Below are 19,300 nucleotides of genomic sequence, written 5' to 3'. Positions count from 1 at the left end.
GGCCTGCGGGTCGCGAGATGAAAAGCCGGCGCTTCGAGGAGGCGCCGGCTTTTTTTCTGCGCTGAACTCAAGATTGGTTCGGACGGCAGGATATGCGATTATCTGATAAAAGTGTGATCTTTATCAGATGAGGCCTTCGATGCCAGAATCGGCACTTGTCCTTGAAACCATTGACGGGAAGGCCGTCCGCAACCTTGCGGATGCCCGGGCGCTAAGCGGCGCTGTCGTTATCGGGCAGCCGGGCGGTTTTGCCGTTCTGGTCCGGTACGGGGCAACGGAGAGGGCAGTGGCGGCGCAGCGCTCCCGCCGGGTACGCCTTTGGCGCAACCTTAATACCGCAGCGGCCTATGTGCGCGAGGAGCTGGGGTTCGAACGGTTTGAAATCGACTTGACGCAGCATGATCCCGCTGCGGTTCAGCGTAAGCGGCCGGATACGGCAGAGCGTCAGCGACAATTGCGCGAAGCTGCCGAACATGATGCCTGGTTCCGCAGTCAGGTCCAACTTGCACTCGATGGCATTGAGGAGGGATCCAACCAGCCTGTCGCCGGGGATGAGTGGGAGGCTCGTGTGAGGGCAAAGCGGGCCGAACTTGTGCGCCGTGCAGCCCTGAATGGCAACTGAACGCAGACGCCTCGTCAGGCGCGAGTCCTACGTCAGAGACCTTGAACAGATAGCTGACCATATCGCGGCGGACAATCCGAAGGCCGCGCTCGATATATGGGATCAGATCGAGCGTCAAGCCGAGCGGCTGCGGGAGTTCCCGCTTTCAGGTCGCGTCGGACGGATAGCCGGAACGCGTGAGCTTGTGGTCGCCGGCACGCCATTCATCGTTGTCTATCGGGTGGTGGAGGCTATCGATCTGGTTCGCATTCTGCACGGTGCGCAGCAATGGCCATGACCTCAACCCGGTGCGGCCCCTTCCGTGTCATGCCAAGTCTGGCTCATTGTGGGGAGCGGCTCCCTTAGCTTCCAGTGATCGGCCAGATCCTGCGCTTCCGAAAGCTGCTGGGCATTCATCTTGGCGAACTGCTGATCCAGCCCCGGCGTTGGAATTAAGACATGACCTCGCTCCGCAAGGGTCAGTAGGGCCTTGGCGATAACCAGATCCTTCCTGATGCCGTTACCATCGCCATACATTGTTCCCAGCATGAACTGTGACGCTGCCCAACCCTGTTCGGCTGACTGTCTGTAAAGCTCCGCGGCCCGTTCAGGGTTACGTTCCACGCCCTCTCCCGTGAAATACAGGTGAGCCAGATTGTATTCACCTGCTGCATCTCCCTGATTGGCTGATTTTTCCATCCACCGGGCAGCCAGATTCAGGTCTTTGGGGACGCCATCGCCGATGAGATACCTGATGCCCAGATTGGACTGTGCTGTTGAGTGGCCGTTTGTAGCCGCTTGTTGCAGCCAGTAAAGCGCCCGGTCGTCATGTTCGCCAGCCTGTCGGCTGGGTGACGACAGCCAATATTGGGCATCGGCATTTCCATGGTTCGCGGCCTTCAGGAAAAGGCTGTACGCGAGGCTGCTATCCTTAGGAACGCCCCAGCCATGGGAATAAATCATCGCCAGATCGTACTGGGCTACAGTATGGCCTCTGTTCGCGGCCCGGTTGTACCAGTAGATAGCGCGGCCATAACTGCGCTCCACGCCCGAGCCTTCGGCGTACAGTCTGCCGAGATAATATTGTCCATCAGTCGATCCCAGATCGGCCGCTTTGCTGAACCAGACAAAAGCCTGATGATCGTCATTGGCTACGCCGGTGCCGTTGAGGTACATGCGGCCCACAGTCACCATGGCGGCGGCATCGCCATTCTGGGCATCGCTCAAGGGATCGCCTGTAAGCGGGGCGGGAACTGCTGTGCTCGACGTCTGGGGTGGCTGCGATTGGCCCTTGTCGGTTGTGCATCCCTGCAAGGCGAAAATCAGCGAGCCTGCGCAGAGCAGGGAGGTCCGCAACTTCAGCTTCATTCTCACGCCATTTTTCCTGAAAGAAGGAGGCGGGCGAGCGCAACCTGTACGCATTTTTGCCAGCCTGATCAGCTGTCGGTTTTATATTTTGAGAATGAAAGTCACAATCATAAATTAGGTGAGGTATGAAATCTCACTTGGCCGCCCCCTCTCACCTCCGCTACGCCCTTAACTGCCGTTCCTGATCCGGCTCGTCCATGCCCAGCAATCCGCCATGGCGGCTCTTGCGGATGCAGTTGACGTGTTCGCGCGGGCTGATGCCCATCATGCGCTTGAACATGCGGGAGAAATAATAGGGGTCGGTATAGCCCACTTCCGCCGCTGCGCCGGACACTGGAAGGCCGGCTTCCAGCAGATGCATGGCGCGCTCCATGCGGCGGAATTCCTGATATTTGCGCGGGGTATGGCCGACGCGTTTCTTGAATTCGCGCAGGAAATAATCCTGATTGTAACCCGCCGCCTTCACTGCCTTGTCGGCACTTTCCGGATCGAGCGGGTTGGCCGAGATGGTGGTGACGGCCTTCATCACCGCAAGGTCGATCATGTCTGCATTCTGCGGCTGGTAACTGGGCTGACCCCGCCAGGCGAGGAACGCATCCTCGATATAGGCGATGAGGAAATACATGAAGAGGTGATGCTGGCCGAGCGTTACCGAGGAGGGCGGGGCGCTGCGGCGATACTGGCGCACCAGCGGCTCCAGCAGGCCCCAGCGGCTGAGCTTCACCTTCGACTGCAGGTCCATCTGCGCAATGAGATTGTGCTGGCCATAGATGTCGAGCGTGAAGTGCTGGGCCATGCCGATATAATCGTAAGGCCCCTCGTTCCAGCCCTGAAAACGCTGGCCGCGTGCCAGCAGCATGGCATCGCCCGGCTCCAGCACCCGCGGCTGGCCATCAATCAGGTAATGGCCGCGTCCTTCAAGACAGATCACCAGATCTTCCACCGGGTTGATCTTGTCGATGCTCCAGGTGCGCGAATGCAGCATGGGGATGGTGGCGCGTGTCAGCGTCAGGGTCAGCGCTGCCGGCGGAATGCTGGAAAGGATGCCGCCTTCGATTTCGTCCATCTTTTTCCTCGCCTTTGTTTATTTATTTAGCGGCGCGATTGGGATTATCTCACAACAGGCGACACACAAGCGAACCAAAATATATCGGGAGGAGGTCGCATCGCAGGAACACGGACGATAAAACGTCCGGTATCCCGCGACGACCCAGGAGCCTAACTTGTACGAAAACGTATGTGAATGCGGCGTGGCCCGGCAATGCCGGGGAGGCGCAGCATGAAGGGACAACGCCTTCTGGGGCTGGGCTATCTCACGCCCTATATCGTGGGGCTGCTCGTCTTCACCGCAGTGCCGTTTCTGGCCTCGCTCTATCTGAGCTTTACCAGCTACGACCTGATGAACAGCCCGCGCTGGTCAGGCATCGCCAACTATGTGCGGCTCTTTACCCGCGACCGGACCTTCATCAGGTCGCTGAACGTCACGCTGCTCTATGTGTTCCTGACGGTGCCGCTGAAGCTGACCTTCGCGCTCTTTATCGCGGCGATCCTCAATTACAAGCTCAAATTCATCAACGTTTTCCGCACCGCCTTCTATGTGCCGTCCATCCTTGGCGGCTCCATCGCGATTGCGGTTCTGTGGCGGTATCTCTTTGCGTCCGAAGGGCTGGTCAACATGGCGCTCGGCGCCGTCGGCTTTGGCCCGGTGGACTGGTTCGGCGACCCCACCAACGCGCTCTTCACCATCACGCTGCTGCGCTGCTGGCAGTTCGGCTCGGCCATGGTGATCTTTCTGGCCGCCCTGCAATCCATCGACCGCTCGCTTTACGAAGCGGCGGAGATCGACGGTGCCGGCAAGGTGCGCACCTTCTTCTTCATCACCCTGCCACTGCTGACGCCGGTCATCTTCTTCAACCTCATCATGCAGATGGTGCAGGCGTTCCAGGAGTTTAACGGCCCCTACATCATCACCCAGGGCGGGCCGCTGAAATCCACCTACCTGCTGCCGCTCTACATCTACGAAGAGGCCTTCAAGAAGTTCAACATGGGCTATGCCTCGGCCATCGCCTGGGTGCTCTTCCTCATCATCATGGTGCTCACGCTCGTGGCCTTCTGGTCGTCGAGGAAATGGGTCTATTACGCCGGCGACAAGAGGAGCTGAGCCATGACGAATGTTCCTGTCACAAGGCCGGCTGCCCGGCCCGATATCAAGGCGCTGAACGAGGCCGCCGCCCTACGCCGCGCCCGGCGGGAGATGCTCTCCACGCTTGTCCGTTATGGCCTGCTGGCCATCGTCGGGCTGGTGATGCTCTATCCGCTCATCTGGCTGATCGGCGCGAGCTTCAAGACCAACCAGGAGATTTTCACCGGCGCCGGCTTCTTGCCGCATGCACCGACTGCGGAGGGGTATATCAAGGGCTGGCAGACTTCCACGCCCTATACCTTCGGCCGCTTCTTCTGGAACTCGTTCCTCATCATCCTGCCCAAGGTCATCGGCACGGCCATCTCCTGCACCATGGCGGCCTATGCCTTCGCGCGGTTCGATTTTCCGCTCAAGAAGGTGCTGTTCACCTCCGTCATCGCCATCCTGCTGCTGCCCAATGTGGTGACCCGCATTCCGCAGTATCTGCTGTTTCGCGATCTGGGCTGGCTCGACAGTTTCCTGCCGCTGTGGGTGCCGTCGGCGCTGGCGGGGGATGCCTTCTTCGTCTTCATGCTGGTGCAGTTCCTGCGTTCGCTGCCGGCGGATATGGAAGAGGCGGCGCGCGTGGACGGGGCCAACAGCCTGCAGACGCTCATCTTCATCGTCGTGCCAATGCTGGCGCCGGCGCTGATCTCGGTCTGCCTGTTCCAGTTCATGTGGACGATGAACGATTTCCTCGGGCCGCTGATCTATGTCTCGTCCGTCGACAAATATCCGGTGAGCCTCGCGCTCAAACTCTCCATCGACACCACCGAAGCCTTCGACTGGAACCGCATTCTCGCGATGTCGGTCCTTACCATCCTGCCCGCTCTCATCGTGTTCTTCGCGGCGCAACGGTACTTCATCGAGGGGATTTCCGCGGGTGGCCGAAAGGGCTGACCCCAGAAGGACTGACATGGCACGCGTTCAACTCAGAAATCTTGAAAAAGTTTACGGCAATGCCTTCAAGGCGGTGCACGGCATCAACCTCGATATCGCCGACGGCGAGTTCATGGTGCTGGTCGGCCCCTCCGGCTGCGCCAAATCCACTACCCTGCGCATGGTCGCCGGGCTGGAGCAGGTATCGGGCGGGGAGATCTATATCGGCGACGAGCTGGTGAATGATCTCTCCCCCAGCAAGCGCTCCATCGCCATGGTGTTTCAGAATTACGCGCTTTATCCGCACATGAAGGTGCGCGGCAACCTGGCCTTCGGCCTGCGTATCCAGGGTTTACCCAGGGCGGAGATCAAGGAAGCTGTCGACCATGTCGCTCGCATCCTGGAGATCGAGCCGCTGCTGGACCGGCTGCCCAAGCAGCTGTCCGGCGGGCAGGCGCAGCGTGTGGCGCTGGGCCGTGCGCTGATCAAGAAGCCGGGCGTGTTCCTCTTCGACGAGCCGCTCTCCAACCTCGATGCCAAGCTGCGGGCCTCGATGCGCGTTCGCATCACCGACCTGCACCGCCAGCTGAAGGCGGAGGGGCTCTCTTCCACCGTCATCTATGTGACCCACGACCAGACCGAGGCGATGACGATGGGCGACCGCATCTGCGTGATGCAGGCCGGCCGCATCATGCAGGTGGCAACGCCCAAGGAACTCTATAACCACCCGGCCAATCTCTTCGTCGCCGGCTTCATCGGCTCGCCGGAGATGAACCTGATCGACGGAGCGCTGGAAGGCACCGACTTCGTAATCGGCACCCAGCGCCTGCCGCTGTCAGGCGAGGTGATTGCCCGCCTGACCGGGCGCCCGGCGCAGGCGGTGCTCGGCATACGCCCCCAGCATCTGGTGCTGGCCGGCGAGGGGCCGGCGCTGTCGGCCCGCCTGCTCAGCGCGGAATTCATGGGCCATGAGGTCAATCTTCATGCCCAGCTCGAAGGCCAGCGCATCGTTGCCGTCGTCAGCGCCGACCAGTTCGAGGCGCTGGGCGACACCGCCACCATCCGGCTGCAGCCGGAGATGAAATCGGTCCACCTCTTCGACAAGGAGGACGGCCGTAATGTCGGCCTCGGGCAGCAGCAGCTCGCTGCCTGAGACCTCCCCCGAAAATCACAAAACCAGAACCCGCACCAAAACCGGGAAAACAGGGAGAAACGAACCCATGAAACTTTCAACCACCGGCCTCTTCGCCAAACTCCTTGCCGGCAGCGCCCTTGTGGGTGCTCTGGCGACCTCCGGCGCTCACGCGGCCGACCTGCGCATGTCCTGGTGGGGCGGTGACAGCCGCCATGTCGCCACGCAAAAGGCGCTCAAGGCCTGCGGCGATAAATATGGCCACACCATCAAGGCCGAGTTTACCGGCTTTGATGGTTATCTTGAAAAGCTGACCACCCAGATGGCCGGCGGCACCGAAGCGGACATCATGCAGGTCAACTGGCCCTGGCTGCCGCTTTTCTCCCGCAAGGGCGACGGGTTTGCCGATCTCAGCAAGCTGAAGGGCCTTGATCTTTCCAACTGGACCCAGGCCGAGCTTGCCTCGGGTGAGATGAATGGTGTGCTGCAGGGCATACCCGTCTCCACCAGCGGCCGCGTGTTCTTCTTCAACACCACCACCTTCAAGAAGGCGGGCATTCCGGTGCCGGAAAGCTGGGACGGTTTTTTTGCCGCCACCAAGGTGCTGAAGGAAAAGCTGGGCAAGGATTACTACACCTTCAACGCGGTGAAGGAGACGGCGCAGCTGCTCATCACCCTCGTGGTGGTGCAGAAGACCGGCAAGGATCTGGTCGACCCCAAGACCAACCGCGTGGCCTGGACGGTGGATGAGCTGGCCGACGGCATCAGCTTTTATCAGAAGCTGGTCGATGCCGGCGCCATCCACTCGATGAAGGAAGATGCGGCCGCCGGCAACGTGAACCTGTTTGAAAAGCCGGATTGGGCCGACGGCCACATTGCCGGTTCTTATGAGTGGGACAGCACCTACGACAAATACGCCAAGCCGCTGAAGGAAGGCGAAGTGCTGGAGCCCGTCGAGATGCTGCGGGTGCCCGGCGCGGTGACCGATGGCGTCTACCGCAAGCCCTCGATGGTCTTCTCGATCTCCAAACATTCCCAGAATCCGGAAGCGGCCGCGCAGGTGCTGAACTGCCTGCTCAACGAGCCGGAAGGTATCGATGCGCTCGGCACCACCCGCGGTATCCCGTCTTCCAAGGCGGCAACGGCCCGGCTGGGGCAGGACACCTCCAAGGTGGGCGTTGCCAATGCCATCGTCATGGGGGCCAGCGGCCCGACCGTTTCGCCCTTCAATGAAAACCCGGAAGCGCGCGGTGCCTTCCTCGATACGCTGGAGCAGTTTGCCTATGGCCAGCTGGATGCGAAGGACGCGGCCGGGCAGATCATCGACAGCGTGAATGACGTGCTTGCCAAGTTCGACTGACGTAACTGCCCCGGCGGCCTTGCCCCTAAAGGCAGGGTCGCCGGGGAATTTTGAGACCTGAACATGACCTTTCTTCATCCCGTTGCGATCTCCGCCCGGATCGCGGCCGTGAGGCTGCCTGTGCCCGGTGCGTATTTCACGCTGCCGAAGCCAGTCGGCTGGCGCCTGTCGCCGCTGGAAGGCCAGGGCACCGGCTGCGAAGGCACGGCGACCCGGGCCGTTACCCTGTTTGGGGGGCTGGTGCCGGATACCGCCTACAGGCTGGAGGTGGACGGGTTTTTGCCTTTTGGGTTCAAGACGCGTCCCTGCGCCGGTCTGGTGCGGGCTGAGGATTTTGGCCTCATCGCCGATGTGGCACTGGAGGATGCGGAAGGTGCCCGCGCCAATGCGCAGGCTCTTGCAAGGGCGCTCGCCACAGTCCCGCAGGGCGGCACGCTTTATCTCGGGGCCGGGGTGTGGACGGCCATGCCGCTGGCCCTTCGCAGCCATATGACACTGCATCTGGCCGAGGGAGCGCTGCTGCGTGCGCCCGCCAATCGCACCGGCTGGCCCATCCTGCCGGCGCGTGATGCCGCCGGGCAAATGCTCGGCAGCTGGGAAGGGCTGCCGGCTGCCTGTTTTGCCGCGCCGCTGCATGCCATCGGCACGGAAGGGCTGGTGATTGAGGGGCGGGGGACCATCGACGGATCCGGCCGTCAGGGGGACTGGTGGTCCTGGCCCAAGGAAACCCGGGAAGGCGCCCGCCGGCCGCGCGGCCTGCATCTGATCGGCTGTCGCGACACCACGCTGCTGGGCTTTACGTTGCGCAACGCCCCGTCCTGGACGCTGCACCCGCAAGGCTGCGACCGGCTGGTGGCGGCAGGCCTTGCCATCGAGGCCCCACATGACAGCCCCAATACCGACGGGTTCGATCCCGAGGGCTGCCGGGATGTAACGATGGAGGGCATCCGCTTTTCCGTCGGGGACGATTGCATCGCCATCAAGGCCGGCAAACGTGGACCGAAGGGAGAGGCGGATCATCTGCGCGAGACACGGGCCGTTGCCGTGCGCCACTGCCTGATGGAGCGCGGCCATGGCGGGCTCGTCATCGGGTCGGAGATGTCCGGCGGCGTGCATAACGTGACCGTTGAGGATTGCGAGATGCAGGGCACCGACCGGGGGCTTCGTCTCAAGACCCGGCGTGGCCGGGGCGGTGCCATCACCAACATCACCATGCGCCGGGTGCTCATGGAGGGCGTGCTGACGGCGCTTTCCGCCAATGCCCATTATCATTGCGATGCCGATGGCCATGCGGAATGGGTGCAGTCCCGTGCGCCGGCGCCGGTGGACGAAGGCACGCCGGTGATTGACGGTATCACGGTCGAGGATGTCGACCTCCACGGCCTTGCCCACGCTGCCGGCGCATTTCTCGGCCTTGCCGAGGCGCCTCTGCGCAATATCCGCATCCGCCGCCTGCGGGTGTTTTCCCTGGACCCTGCCGCCACGCCCGCCACGCCGGTGATGGCCGACCATGTGCGCGCGCTGCGCCATGAAGGTGTGTTGGCCGAGCAGGCCCAGATCGACATCGATGATGAAAGCCTGCTTTCGCCGGGCGCGATCAGCCTTTCCCTGACGGAAGAGACAAGATGACTTTGTCGGTAAACCCCGCATCGGCAGCAGCAGCGAGGCCGGAAGCCTGGTTCGACGCCTTCTGCCAAGCCTACCGGCCTTACAAGGGCGGAGCCTGGTGCTACGAGGATGGCTGCATCTATCGCGGCCTGCTGCTGCTGTTCGAGGCGAGCGGGGACCAGCGCTGGCTTGGCCATCTGACGCGCCTTGCCGGGGCGCAGGTGGGGCCGGAAGGCGAGCTTGCGGGGTACGATCCGGACGAGTTCAACATCGACAATATTCTGGCCGGCCGGGTGCTGCTGCCGCTCGCCCGGCTGACCGGGGAGGCGCGCTATCGCAAGGCTGCGGACCGGTTGCTGGATCAGCTGACCCGCCATCCCCGCATCACTTCCGGCAACTACTGGCACAAGAAGCGGTATCCGCATCAGGTCTGGCTGGACGGGCTTTATATGGCGCTGCCCTTTCAGGTGGAATATGCGCTCGCCAGCGGCAATGCCGGCCTTGTCGACGATGCGCTCCGGCAATTCTCCCGTGCGCTGGCACTGACGGAGGCCGGCGGCGGCCTCTATCGCCATGGTTATGACGATAGTTGCCAGCAGCGCTGGGCGGACCCCGAAACCGGCCGCTCCGCCGCCGTCTGGGCCCGCGCCATGGGCTGGCTTGCCATGGCGCTGGTCGATGTGCTGGCGCTGCTGCCGGAAGACACGACGACCCAGACGCTACGTACGCGTCTTGCCACCATGCTGGGCGCTATCCTCACCCACCAGCAGCCTTCCGGCCTCTGGCTGCAGGTGATGGATGTGCCGCAACTGCCCGGCAATTACGAAGAAAGCTCGGCCTCGGCCATGTTCGCCTACGCCCTGCAACGCGCCGGCCGTCTCGGCCTTGTCGAGCCGGCCCTTGCCGATCAGGCCGCCAAGGCCGGCCGCCACGCCCTTGATGCCCTGACGTCAGCCCGCCTGATCACAACAGAAGGCGAGACCCACTTCACGGGCATATGCCTCGTCGCCGGCCTCGGCGCGCTCTCCGGCCCCTACCGCGACGGCTCCCCCGGTTATTACCTCACCGAGCCGGTGGTGGAGGATGACGCAAAGGGCGTCGGACCATTGATGATGGCGTGGGCTGAGGGGCTGCTTTCGCAGAGATAGAGATCAGCCAGCCCAAGAGTCAGGAGGCTTTGGTTTTACTGCTTAGCGGCAGAGGAGAACCCGGCTTCCAGTGAGCACATATTGATCTGGCTTTTTCGATTTCGTCCGACGTGAGCTGCTTTTCAAGTTGCTTAAGGGGCGCATCGGCTTTGGCAATGCCATTCCTAGACGCCAGTTCTAGCAGGCAATGCGCGACAATTACGTCCTGCTCGACGCCCTCACCTCTGAGATACATAACCGCCAGATTTAGCTGTCCGTTGCCATTGTCCTGCTCTGCGGCTCTGCGAAAAAGATCGAGGGCGAGCCTGCTGTCCTTCTCGAGACCGGTACCATTGTAATACATAGCGCCCAGATTACTTTGCGCGGTGGCATATCCCTGCTCAGCTGCCTTGCGATACCAAGCCGTGGCCTCTTTTTCATCCTTGAGAACTCCGAGGCCGAATTGATACAGAGCGCCGAGGTTGTTTTGTGCTGCGGCATATCCCTGCTCAGCTGCCCTGCGATACCAAGCAGCAGCCTCTTTTTCGTCTTTGGGAACTCCCAACCCCGATTGATATAAAACTCCGAGATTGTTTTGCGCTCCGGCATGCCCGTTTTCGGCCAGAGGTCGGTACCAGTCGATGGCTTTCTGATTGTTGACCGCGACTCCCGCGCCCGTCTGATAAATCAGTCCGAGATTGTAGCGTGCCTTCTCAAGCCCTTGAACCGCGGCCTTGCCGAACCATTCAAGCGCCAGCGCATCATTTTTCGGACTGCCAAGCCCGTGCTGATACATAAAGCCAAGATTGAACTGGGCTTCCGCATACCCTTGATCTGCCGCCTTCCGATACCAGTCGAGAGCAATTCTTTCGTCCTTCGAAAGCCCATCGCCGGTTTGATAGAGGGTCCCGAGATTGTTTTGGGCAGCAGCAATGCCGAGGTTTGCTGCCGTTCGGTAAAGGGAAGCGGCCTGCGACGGATCCTTCGTAACGCCTTCTCCGGCCTGATACATTTTGCCAAGGTTGGAGAGGGCGAGCGGATACCCTAAGTCTGCAGCTTTCCGGAACAGTTCGATGGCTTTTTCGCTGTCCTTGTTGATCCCCAGGCCCTCGCTGTACAGGAAACCCAGATTGTTGATTGCCTCCGGGTAATCCTTCTTCGCGGCCTGCTGATACAGGTAGGCGGCCATCGACAAATTCTGTCGAACGCCGCGTCCCGTCTGATAAAGAACCCCGAGATTGTTCTGCGCCACCGGGACGCCCTCGTTGGACGGGCGGCGATACAGGTCGGCTGCCTTTTCGTAATCCTGGGGAACGACCCAACCGTTCATGTAAGCGTGAGCGAGGAAAATGCGGCCGGACTGCGAATAGGTCCATGCAACAGGGCCGGACAGCACCAGACAGACCCACAGAACTGCAAGGACAAGTGCCTTGATCGACATAATGAAGATGCCTCTGTTCAGGGAGAGGGATCTTTTTGAGAATGACGCTCGTCTATTGCGAGCATCGTTCATCACTATAGTCAATCAAAAAGGGTTGGCCCGCTTGCTATGACACAGGCGGCCGCTCCGCCCGCGTCACCAGCCACAGCGCCACCGCAACGAGGATGACGCCCACACCCAGCTCCAGCCACCCATTCCGGGTTGTCAGCCAGAGGATGACGAGGCTGAGAGCCATTGTCGCCGTGGCGGCGATCTTGGCGCGGCGGGGGATGATGCGGTGTTGCTGCCAGTTGCGCAGCGCCTTGCCGAAACGCGGATGGTCGTAGAGCCAGTGGTGCAGGCGCTCCGACGAGCGGCTGAAGGCCCATAGCGCAATGATCAGGAAGACCGTCGTCGGCATGCCGGGCACGATGACACCGACAATGCCGAGCCCGACGCAGAAGACACCCAGCGCGGCATAGGCGATGCGGGCGGAGCGGCCGCGGGCGAGGCGCAGGGCCGGCGCTTCCGATAGGTTGGACTCTTCTGTCGCCGCCGCCGGAGCGGGCGCGGTGGTTTCTTCCCCGCTGTCGCGGTTATCCGGGGTATCGCCGCTCATGCTGCTTTCAGCCTTGCATAGTGGCCGCCCGCCGCCATCAGCTCGGCATGGCAGCCGCGTTCGGCGATGTGGCCGTCTTTCAGCACCACGATCTCATCCATCGTCTCCAGCCGGGCGAGCTGGTGGGTGATGTGGAGCACGCTGCGGCCGGCCATCAGCCGGTCGAGCGCGGCGGAAAGGCGGGCTTCGGTATCGGCATCGAGCCCGGTGGTGGGCTCGTCAAGGATGAGGATCGGCGCGTTTTTCAGCAGGGCGCGTGCGACGGCGAGGCGCCTTGCCTGCCCGCCGGAAAGGCCGCTTTCCCCTTCACCCAGCACGGTATCGAGCCCCTGCGGCAGGGCGCGCACCCACTCTTCCAGCTGGGCATCGGCAAGGGCTTGCCAGAGCTCGTCGTCGCTCGCGTCCGGTCTGGCGAGCGCCAGGTTCTCCCGCAGGGTGGCGGCGAAAAGCTGGGTGCGCTGGCTAACGACGGCAAAACGCGTCAGCACCGCATCCGGGTCGAGCTGGCGCAGGTCTGTGCCGCCGAGGGTGACCGCGCCGGCATCGGGATCACGAAACCGCAGGGCGAGGTCGCCGAGGGTGGATTTGCCGGCGCCGCTGGGGCCAATGAGGGCGAGGCGCTGGCCCGGTTCCAGCACCAGATCGATGCTGTCGAGCGCCGGGCGCGCCGCGCCGGTATGGGTGAAGCTGACGCCGCTGAAAACCAGCCGGTTGCCGGCCGGCAGGGGCAGCGGTTTTGCCGGCGCGCTGGTGGCGGGGGTGAGGTTCGCGAGCGCGGTGAGGCGGCGGGCGGCAGAGCGCATCTTGCCCAGCATCTGGAAGGCAAGCGGCATCGGCGCTGCTGCTTCAAACAGCGCCATCAGCCCGAAGGCGAGCAGGGCCAGCATGGCCGGGGCAAGCGTGCCGGCGCTCACGGCTGCCGCGCCGATGAACAGCGCTGCCCACAGCGCCAGATTGCCGGCAAGGCCGGTGAGGGCAGCGCCAAGGCCGGTCAGGTGCGCCATGCGCTGTTGCTGGCGGGCGAGGGTGTCACTGGCGGCGGCCAGTTCCGCCCGCTGCCGGTTTGCCGCGCCATAGGCCGCCAGCTCCGCCACGCCCTGCACCCCTTCAACGGCGCTTTCGCGCAAGCTTGCCATGGTGCGGGTCATCCGCTCGCCCGGCTTGCGGCCTGCCATGGCGAAGAGCGGCGGCAGCACGATGCCGCAGGCGATGAGGCCGATGAACGCGACAAGGGCGATGACGGGGCTTACCAGTGCCATCAGCAGGCAGCCGATAAGGGTGGCGACGGCAAAGATGCCGGTGGGGGCGAGAACGCGCAGATAAAGCCCGTCGAGCGCGTCGATGTCTGCCGTCAGGCGGCTCAGCAGGTCACCCGCCCGGAAGCCGCCAAGGCGGGCGGGGGCGAGGGGAATGGCCTTGCTGAAGAGCCAGAGCCGGAGATCGGCCAGCAGGCGGAAGGTCGCCTCATGCGTCACCACCCGCTCGCCATACCGCGCGGCGGTGCGCAGGATGGCGAACCCGCGAATGCTGGCCCCGGGGGAAAAGAAATCGAAGGTGAGAGCGGCGCCGGCAGCTGCGCCGGCAATGGCGGTGGCGGTGATAAACCAGCCGGAAAGCGCCAGCAGCCCCACCGAACCGGCGAGCGTGGCCAGCGACAGCAGGAAGCCGGCGGCAAGCCACAGCTTGTAGCGACCGAGCGGCTTCAGGAACGGGCCGAGATCACGCAGCAGGCCGGGTTTGGCGAGAAGCTTCAACATCATGCCGCCTCCCGTGCGCGGCCATCGGCAATCTCCAGCACCCTGTCGCACACGGCCATCACCGCCGGGCTGTGGGTGGCGATGATGACGGTGCGCCCGGCCTTGAGGCGGCGGATGGCGGCCAGCACCAGCGCCTCGCTATCGGCATCGAGCCCGCTGGTCGGTTCGTCCATCAGCAGCAGCGGCGCGTTTTTGAGGAAAGCGCGCGCAAGGGCCACACGCTGGATCTGCCCGCCGGAAAGGCCGGTGCCGCGTTCGCCCACCGGCGTGTCGAGCCCCAGCGGCAGGTCGGCGGCAAAATCCAGCACATGCGCATCCGCTGCCGCCCGGCGCAGCGCTGCCTCGTCGGCATCCGGCCGGCCGAGGCGGATATTATCGGCAATGGTGCCGTGGAAAAGATGGGCGCGCTGGCCGATCCAGGCGGTGTGGCGGCGCAGGTCCGCAATATCAAGCTCGCCGAGCGGCACGCTATTGACGGTAACGGTGCCGCTGGAAGCTTCGGCAAAACCCATCAGCAGCGAGAGCGCCGTGGATTTGCCGGCGCCGCTGGCCCCCACCAGCGCCAGCGTCTCGCCGGGGCTGACGGTAAAGCTCAGCCCTTCCAGCGCCGGCCGGCGGCCCCCTTTGTAAGCCACGCGCACGGCACTGAACTCGATGCTGATCTTCTGCGGTGCGGGGAGCGGGGCGATGCCGGTGAGAGCGGGGGCCGGGATATCGAGCAGCGCGGAGAGTTCCTGCGCGGCGGCAAGCGCGGCAGCGCGGTCGTGGTAATGCGCGGCAAGCCGCCTCAGCGGCAGGTAAAACTCTGGCGCCAGCAGCAGCACGAAAAGGCCGGCGGACAGCACCATGCGCGGCTGGCCGATATTGAGCTGGATGGTGCCGAGCAGCGAGAATCCGACATAAACCGCGACCAGCGCGATAGAGAGGGACGCGAAGAACTCCAGCACCGCGGAGGAGAGAAAGGCGAGGCGCAGCACCGCCATAGTGCGGCGGCGAAACTCGTCGGAAATCTCGCGGATGGTGCCAAGTTCGGCTTCGGCGCGGCCGAAGAGGCGCAGAGTGGTGAGGCCCTGCAGCCGGTCGAGGAAATAGCCGCCCATGCGCGCCAGCACGCGGAACTGGTCTTGGCTGGCATCGGCGGCCTTCATACCCACCAGCGCCATGAAAAGCGGCACCAGCGGGGCGCAGAACAGCAGGATGGATCCGGCCACCCAGTCGACCGGAAAGACGGCGACAAGGCAGGCCAGCGGAATGAGCCCGGCCAGCATGGCCTGCGGCTGGTAACGGGCAAAATAACCTTCCAGCGCCTCCACCTGCTCGATGAGCGCGGTGGCGAGGGCACCGGAATGGCGCCGGGTGGCAAGCCCCGGCCCCAGCGCTTGCAGATGGCCATAGAGACGGTCACGCAGGCTGGTTTTGACCGTCAGCGCCGCGCGCATGCCGGCTGCCTCATACCCCCAGGCCATCACCGCCCGCCCGGCAAAGATCACCAGCAGCAGGGCAAAAGGGCGGGCGAGGGCAGGGAGGCCGGCATGATCGATGGCGATGGCGTGCAGCAGATGGGCAATCAGCCAGCACTGGGCGATCACCAGCAGGCCCTGGGTAAAGCCGGCCAGAATGGCAAGGCGGCTCCAGCCCTGGGCCGGTTTGCCGGTCTGCTTGAGCCAGTTGCGGGCGTGGCGCCGCTCGGCGGCGGTCATGGCGGCGGTGGCGGCCTGCGGATTATTCATCGGTCGGCTTGATCTGTCCTGCTGGGGTCGGCCCCAGGCCCCTTCTCAGGGGCGTGAGGCGCTCATACTGGTATCAGACGTGCTGCCCGCCATTGATATGGATCTCTGAGCCGGTGACATAGGAAGCTTGTGGCGAACAGAGAAAGTAAATTGTCGCAGCCACCTCTTCGGTGCGGCCAAGGCGCCGCAGCGGTATCTGATCCACCAGCTTTTCCGTGCCCGGCGAGAGGATGGCCGTCTGGATTTCGCCGGGGGCGATGGCGTTGACGCGTACGCCCAGCGGGCCGAAATCGGCGGCCATCTCACGGGTCAGTGCCGCCAGCGCCGCCTTGGAGGTGGCATAGGCCGCACCGGCAAAGGGATGCACCCGCCCGCCGGCAATGGAGGTGACATTGACGACGGCGCCGCCCGCAGCCGTCAGTTCGTCCTTGAGCCCGCGCGCCAGCAGGATGGGGCCGAAGAAATTGACGTTGAAAACCTTCTGCCAGTCTTCGAACGGTGTTTCCAGCGAGCCCATGCGCTTGCCGCCCGGCAGCTTGGGCGAGATGCCGGCGTTGTTGACGAGGGCATGCAGCTTGCCGTCCTTGAGGCGGCTTTTGAGCGCGGCAATGCCGGCTTCCACCGAGGCAAGGTCCGCCAGATCCAGCTGGACGTGATTCTCTTCCCCGCCGATCCACGGGCAGTTTTCGGAAAAGGCCATGCGCGAGACGGTGATCACCCGCCAGCCCGCGCTCATGAAGCGCTTGGCCGTCGCATGGCCGATGCCGCGGCTGGCACCGGTCAGGATCAGGGTCTTGCCTTCGTTTTCGGTGCTCGTGTTCATGGTCTCATCAGGTCCTGCCGGGCTCGGGCGAGGTTACGGCCAGGCGGAATTGCCGGCCGGAAACCGCCTTCATGCGCGGATTTGAGAATGGTTGTTATCTCCTTACGCGCTCCCGCCGCTTTTGTCTGCCCCGGGCACGAGGTGCCGGGTGGACGAAAGGTCCCAAAGCCTCTTGTTATTCAACCTTGTCCCAATCGCATTCATCGCTGCCGCCATAGGGGCAGGCGTACATGGGCTGAGGGCCGTTCAGGTCGTCACCCTTTTTGCCGCTCTTGCTGGGATTGCAGGAATCGCACAGCACCTGAAGGTTATCTTCATCATTGTAGACGGCCCGGATGTCGTCCAGCAGCTGACCGGAAAAATGCCAGCCGTCGAAGCAGAAATAGATGAGGTCGGCATTGTTCTGATAGCGGGCCCAGTCCTTGATGTGGTCAATCTGGGCTTCTTTGAGCTCCAGTACGGAATTGCAATCCTCGCAGACGATCTTGCCTTTATGCTGGCGCGCATTCTTCTTGATGATCCTGGCGCGGGTATCCTTGTACCAGCTGACAGAGCTGCGGCTGCCGTTGAAGATACGGTCGCGACCCAGGCTCATCTTCGAGCCGAGCTTCGGCGGCTTGGTGCGTACTTCCGGCACATCCTCCCACTCGTCCTTGTCGCATTCGGCGGCAAAGGCCAGCAACTCGTCCAGCTCGGCAAGCGCGTTACGGGTTTCCTTGATCTCGAGGATTTTCTGTTTCCTGTCCGGCACCCGTTTCAGGATGTCCTTGATGCGGTCCAGTTTCTTGCGTTTGTCGAGCGGCGGGCGTTTGTGCTGCTTGAGCACGACCTTGATTTTCCTGATCGCGGTTTCCGCCTTTTCGGCTCTTTCTTCCCGTTCTTTTTCCTGCGATTTCCCCATTTCCGTCTCCCCGAAGCCTTCGGCCCGATCCCGGCGGTGCAGTGCTCCGCACAACTTTTGGGAGCCTAACCATCTTCACGGATCGGCGCCATGGCCGAGCCCTTTTTGCACCGGGGGCAGGGGCAGAAACGATGATTTCAGAGGGCGACAGGCGGGCATTGATGCGGGGCTTGAAATTTCTTGGCTCAAAACTCTTGCACCCCCCGTGGGGCTATGGCAGAAACCGCGCCGCCGACGTGCTTTGACCGTCGGCCCGCCGCAAGGCGCATCCGGCTGCTGCCGTAGCTCAGGGGTAGAGCACTCCCTTGGTAAGGGAGAGGTCCAGGGTTCAATTCCCTGCGGCAGCACCAGCGTTCCGGATTTGCAGGCCTGCGGCGTGGTTTCCTAATGGGGGCCGACATAAGAGCGCTGCCGTAGCTCAGGGGTAGAGCACTCCCTTGGTAAGGGAGAGGTCCAGAGTTCAAATCTCTGCGGCAGCACCAGCTTCCGGAATTCGAAAAAAGTGAAATCGCCCTGCCTGACCGGCGGGATTTTGTCGTTGGTCCGTTGCCGGCAGGCCGCGAAGGGCCTGCCGGCATCCCGGCCTGACTTCAGACCAGTTCGCGCAATGCCGCTGCCTCGAACGGCTTGAGGTCTGCGCTATCACCCGCCTTCACCTTGGCGACCCAGCGCGGGTCGCCCAGCAGGGCGCGGCCGACGGCGATAAGGTCAAACTCTTCTTTCTCCATGCGGCGCACCAGGCCGTCGAGGCTGGCGGCCTCGGCCCCTTCACCCATGAAGGCGCCCATGAAATCGCCGTTGAGGCCGACGGAGCCGACGCTGATGGTGGCGGCGCCGGTCAGCTTCTTGGCCCAGCCGGCGAAGTTAAGGCCGTTTTCACCGTCGACCTCGGGGAATTCCGGCTCCCAGAACCGCCGCTGCGAGCAGTGGAAAATATCGACGCCCGCTTCCTTCAGCGGCAAAAGCCAGTCGGTCATCTCCTGCGGCGTGGTGGCGAGACGTACGGCGAAGTCCTGCTGCTTCCACTGGCTGAGGCGCAGAATGATCGGGAAGTCCGGCCCCACGGCAGCGCGCATGGCGGCCACCACGTCGGCGGCAAAACGCGCACGTTCCTTGAGGCTTGCGCCGCCATAGCGGTCTGCACGCTCATTGATCGCCTGCCAGAAGAACTGGTCGATCAGGTAGCCGTGTGCGCCATGGATCTCCAGCGTGTCGAAACCCAGTTCCTTCGTCGCGGCGGCAGCCGCGGCATAAGCGGCAAGCGTGTCGGCGATATCTTCATCGCTCATCGCCTTGCCGCGCGGCGTTGCCGGTGCCACGAGGCCGGAGGGGCTTTCGATGCCCTCGGCTTCCCACTCGGTCATGAAGCTCTTCACCGCACCCACATGCCACAGCTGCGGGCCCATCTTGCCACCGGCCGCGTGAACGGCGCCGATCACCTTGCGCCAGCCGGCAAGGGAAGCCTCGCCATGGAAGAAGGGGATGTTGGGTTCGTTACGGGCGCCCGGCCGGTTGATGGTCGTGCCTTCGGAAAGGATAAGCCCCACCTCGTTCTCGGCCCGGCGGCGGTAATAATCGACGACATTCTGCCCCGGCACGCCTTCCGGCGAGAAAGAGCGCGTCATCGGCGCCATGACGATGCGGTTCTTGAGCGTCAAGCTCTTGAGGCTGAAGGGCTGGAAGAGGGCGGAGGTGTCGGCGCTGGTTGTCTCGCGCGGCGCCATAAGGGTGTCGGTCATGAAAGTCAGTGTCCTTGCTGGAATGAGACCGACCGTATAAGTATACATCATATA

Annotated in this window: 17 protein-coding genes and 2 tRNA genes; 10 read left to right on the top strand and 9 right to left on the bottom strand. The window is 63.1% G+C overall.

The annotated features are described in order from the left end of the window. Positions 1 to 139 precede the first annotated feature (139 nt). Together QTL98_RS13320 and QTL98_RS13315 are read left to right on the top strand one after the other, a co-directional pair. The gene (locus tag QTL98_RS13320; protein ID WP_445678953.1) at positions 140 to 622 is read left to right on the top strand and encodes a hypothetical protein; all 483 of its coding nucleotides are present in this window, start codon (positions 140 to 142) and stop codon (positions 620 to 622) included. Beyond that, positions 612 to 899 carry a type II toxin-antitoxin system RelE/ParE family toxin gene (locus tag QTL98_RS13315; RefSeq protein WP_445678952.1) on the top strand — a complete coding sequence of 96 codons (288 nt, stop codon included), beginning with the start codon at positions 612 to 614 and terminating at the stop codon, positions 897 to 899. The genes QTL98_RS13320 and QTL98_RS13315 overlap by 11 nt, the downstream gene beginning before the upstream one ends. A 2-nt stretch (positions 900 to 901) precedes the next feature. Here QTL98_RS13315 and QTL98_RS13310 read toward each other — a convergent pair whose 3' ends face one another. Next, the gene (locus QTL98_RS13310; protein WP_445678951.1) at positions 902 to 1,969 is read right to left on the bottom strand and encodes a tetratricopeptide repeat protein; all 1,068 of its coding nucleotides are present in this window, start codon (positions 1,967 to 1,969) and stop codon (positions 902 to 904) included. 160 nt (positions 1,970 to 2,129) lie between these two features. Beyond that, positions 2,130 to 3,035 (bottom strand): AraC family transcriptional regulator, encoded by a 906-nt coding sequence (locus QTL98_RS13305; protein WP_445678950.1) that lies wholly within the window; start codon positions 3,033 to 3,035, stop codon positions 2,130 to 2,132. Positions 3,036 to 3,248: 213 nt separating this feature from the next. Here QTL98_RS13305 and QTL98_RS13300 point away from each other — a divergent pair, with 213 nt between their 5' ends. The 6 genes from QTL98_RS13300 to QTL98_RS13275 all read left to right on the top strand — a co-directional run bounded on the left by QTL98_RS13300 (position 3,249) and on the right by QTL98_RS13275 (position 10,278). Next, positions 3,249 to 4,130: a carbohydrate ABC transporter permease gene (locus QTL98_RS13300; RefSeq protein WP_445678949.1), complete on the top strand. Its 882-nt coding sequence runs from the start codon at positions 3,249 to 3,251 to the stop codon at positions 4,128 to 4,130. A gap of 3 nt (positions 4,131 to 4,133) precedes the next feature. After that, complete coding sequence (locus QTL98_RS13295) at positions 4,134 to 5,051, top strand: carbohydrate ABC transporter permease (protein WP_445678948.1); 918 nt, start codon at positions 4,134 to 4,136, stop codon at positions 5,049 to 5,051. 16 nt (positions 5,052 to 5,067) lie between these two features. Next, the gene (locus tag QTL98_RS13290; RefSeq protein ID WP_445678947.1) at positions 5,068 to 6,183 is read left to right on the top strand and encodes an ABC transporter ATP-binding protein; all 1,116 of its coding nucleotides are present in this window, start codon (positions 5,068 to 5,070) and stop codon (positions 6,181 to 6,183) included. A 67-nt stretch (positions 6,184 to 6,250) separates the two neighbouring features. Next, a complete protein-coding gene (locus QTL98_RS13285; protein ID WP_445678946.1) occupies positions 6,251 to 7,522 on the top strand; it encodes an ABC transporter substrate-binding protein in 1,272 nt (423 codons plus the stop codon). Positions 7,523 to 7,585: 63 nt separating this feature from the next. After that, positions 7,586 to 9,151, top strand: a complete 1,566-nt coding sequence (pglA, locus tag QTL98_RS13280; protein ID WP_445678945.1) for a polygalacturonase PglA — start codon at positions 7,586 to 7,588, stop codon at positions 9,149 to 9,151. After that, positions 9,148 to 10,278 (top strand): glycoside hydrolase family 88/105 protein, encoded by a 1,131-nt coding sequence (locus QTL98_RS13275; RefSeq protein WP_445678944.1) that lies wholly within the window; start codon positions 9,148 to 9,150, stop codon positions 10,276 to 10,278. The genes pglA and QTL98_RS13275 overlap by 4 nt, the downstream gene beginning before the upstream one ends. Positions 10,279 to 10,297: 19 nt before the next feature. Here the strand turns inward: QTL98_RS13275 and QTL98_RS13270 are convergent, their stop codons facing one another. The 6 genes from QTL98_RS13270 to QTL98_RS13245 all read right to left on the bottom strand — a co-directional run bounded on the left by QTL98_RS13270 (position 10,298) and on the right by QTL98_RS13245 (position 17,432). Continuing rightward, the gene (locus QTL98_RS13270) at positions 10,298 to 11,698 is read right to left on the bottom strand and encodes a tetratricopeptide repeat protein (protein WP_445678943.1); all 1,401 of its coding nucleotides are present in this window, start codon (positions 11,696 to 11,698) and stop codon (positions 10,298 to 10,300) included. Between the two features lie 106 nt (positions 11,699 to 11,804). Continuing rightward, positions 11,805 to 12,296: a YbaN family protein gene (locus QTL98_RS13265; RefSeq protein ID WP_445678942.1), complete on the bottom strand. Its 492-nt coding sequence runs from the start codon at positions 12,294 to 12,296 to the stop codon at positions 11,805 to 11,807. Continuing rightward, a complete protein-coding gene (cydC, locus tag QTL98_RS13260) occupies positions 12,293 to 14,056 on the bottom strand; it encodes a thiol reductant ABC exporter subunit CydC (RefSeq protein ID WP_445678941.1) in 1,764 nt (587 codons plus the stop codon). Before cydC ends, QTL98_RS13265 begins: the two co-directional genes overlap by 4 nt. Then, positions 14,053 to 15,783 carry a thiol reductant ABC exporter subunit CydD gene (cydD, locus tag QTL98_RS13255; protein WP_445678940.1) on the bottom strand — a complete coding sequence of 577 codons (1,731 nt, stop codon included), beginning with the start codon at positions 15,781 to 15,783 and terminating at the stop codon, positions 14,053 to 14,055. The genes cydC and cydD overlap by 4 nt, the downstream gene beginning before the upstream one ends. A gap of 73 nt (positions 15,784 to 15,856) precedes the next feature. Continuing rightward, on the bottom strand, positions 15,857 to 16,606 hold the full coding sequence (locus QTL98_RS13250) for an SDR family NAD(P)-dependent oxidoreductase (RefSeq protein WP_445678939.1): 750 nt from the start codon (positions 16,604 to 16,606) through the stop codon (positions 15,857 to 15,859). 175 nt (positions 16,607 to 16,781) lie between these two features. After that, positions 16,782 to 17,432: a hypothetical protein gene (locus QTL98_RS13245; protein WP_445678938.1), complete on the bottom strand. Its 651-nt coding sequence runs from the start codon at positions 17,430 to 17,432 to the stop codon at positions 16,782 to 16,784. A gap of 350 nt (positions 17,433 to 17,782) precedes the next feature. Here QTL98_RS13245 and QTL98_RS13240 point away from each other — a divergent pair. Both QTL98_RS13240 and QTL98_RS13235 read left to right on the top strand, forming a co-directional pair. Beyond that, positions 17,783 to 17,857, top strand: a tRNA-Thr gene (locus QTL98_RS13240). 57 nt (positions 17,858 to 17,914) lie between these two features. Further along, positions 17,915 to 17,989, top strand: a tRNA-Thr gene (locus QTL98_RS13235). Positions 17,990 to 18,097: 108 nt separating this feature from the next. Here QTL98_RS13235 and QTL98_RS13230 read toward each other — a convergent pair. After that, on the bottom strand, positions 18,098 to 19,246 hold the full coding sequence (locus QTL98_RS13230; RefSeq protein ID WP_445678937.1) for an NADH:flavin oxidoreductase: 1,149 nt from the start codon (positions 19,244 to 19,246) through the stop codon (positions 18,098 to 18,100). Between the last annotated feature and the right edge of the window lie 54 nt (positions 19,247 to 19,300).

The sequence above is a fragment of the Radicibacter daui genome (genome assembly GCA_030657355.1).
Lineage (GTDB): Bacteria > Pseudomonadota > Alphaproteobacteria > Radicibacterales > Radicibacteraceae > Radicibacter > Radicibacter daui.
Note: the sequence above shows the minus strand (reverse complement) of the source record. Positions and strands in the feature narration are given on the sequence as shown.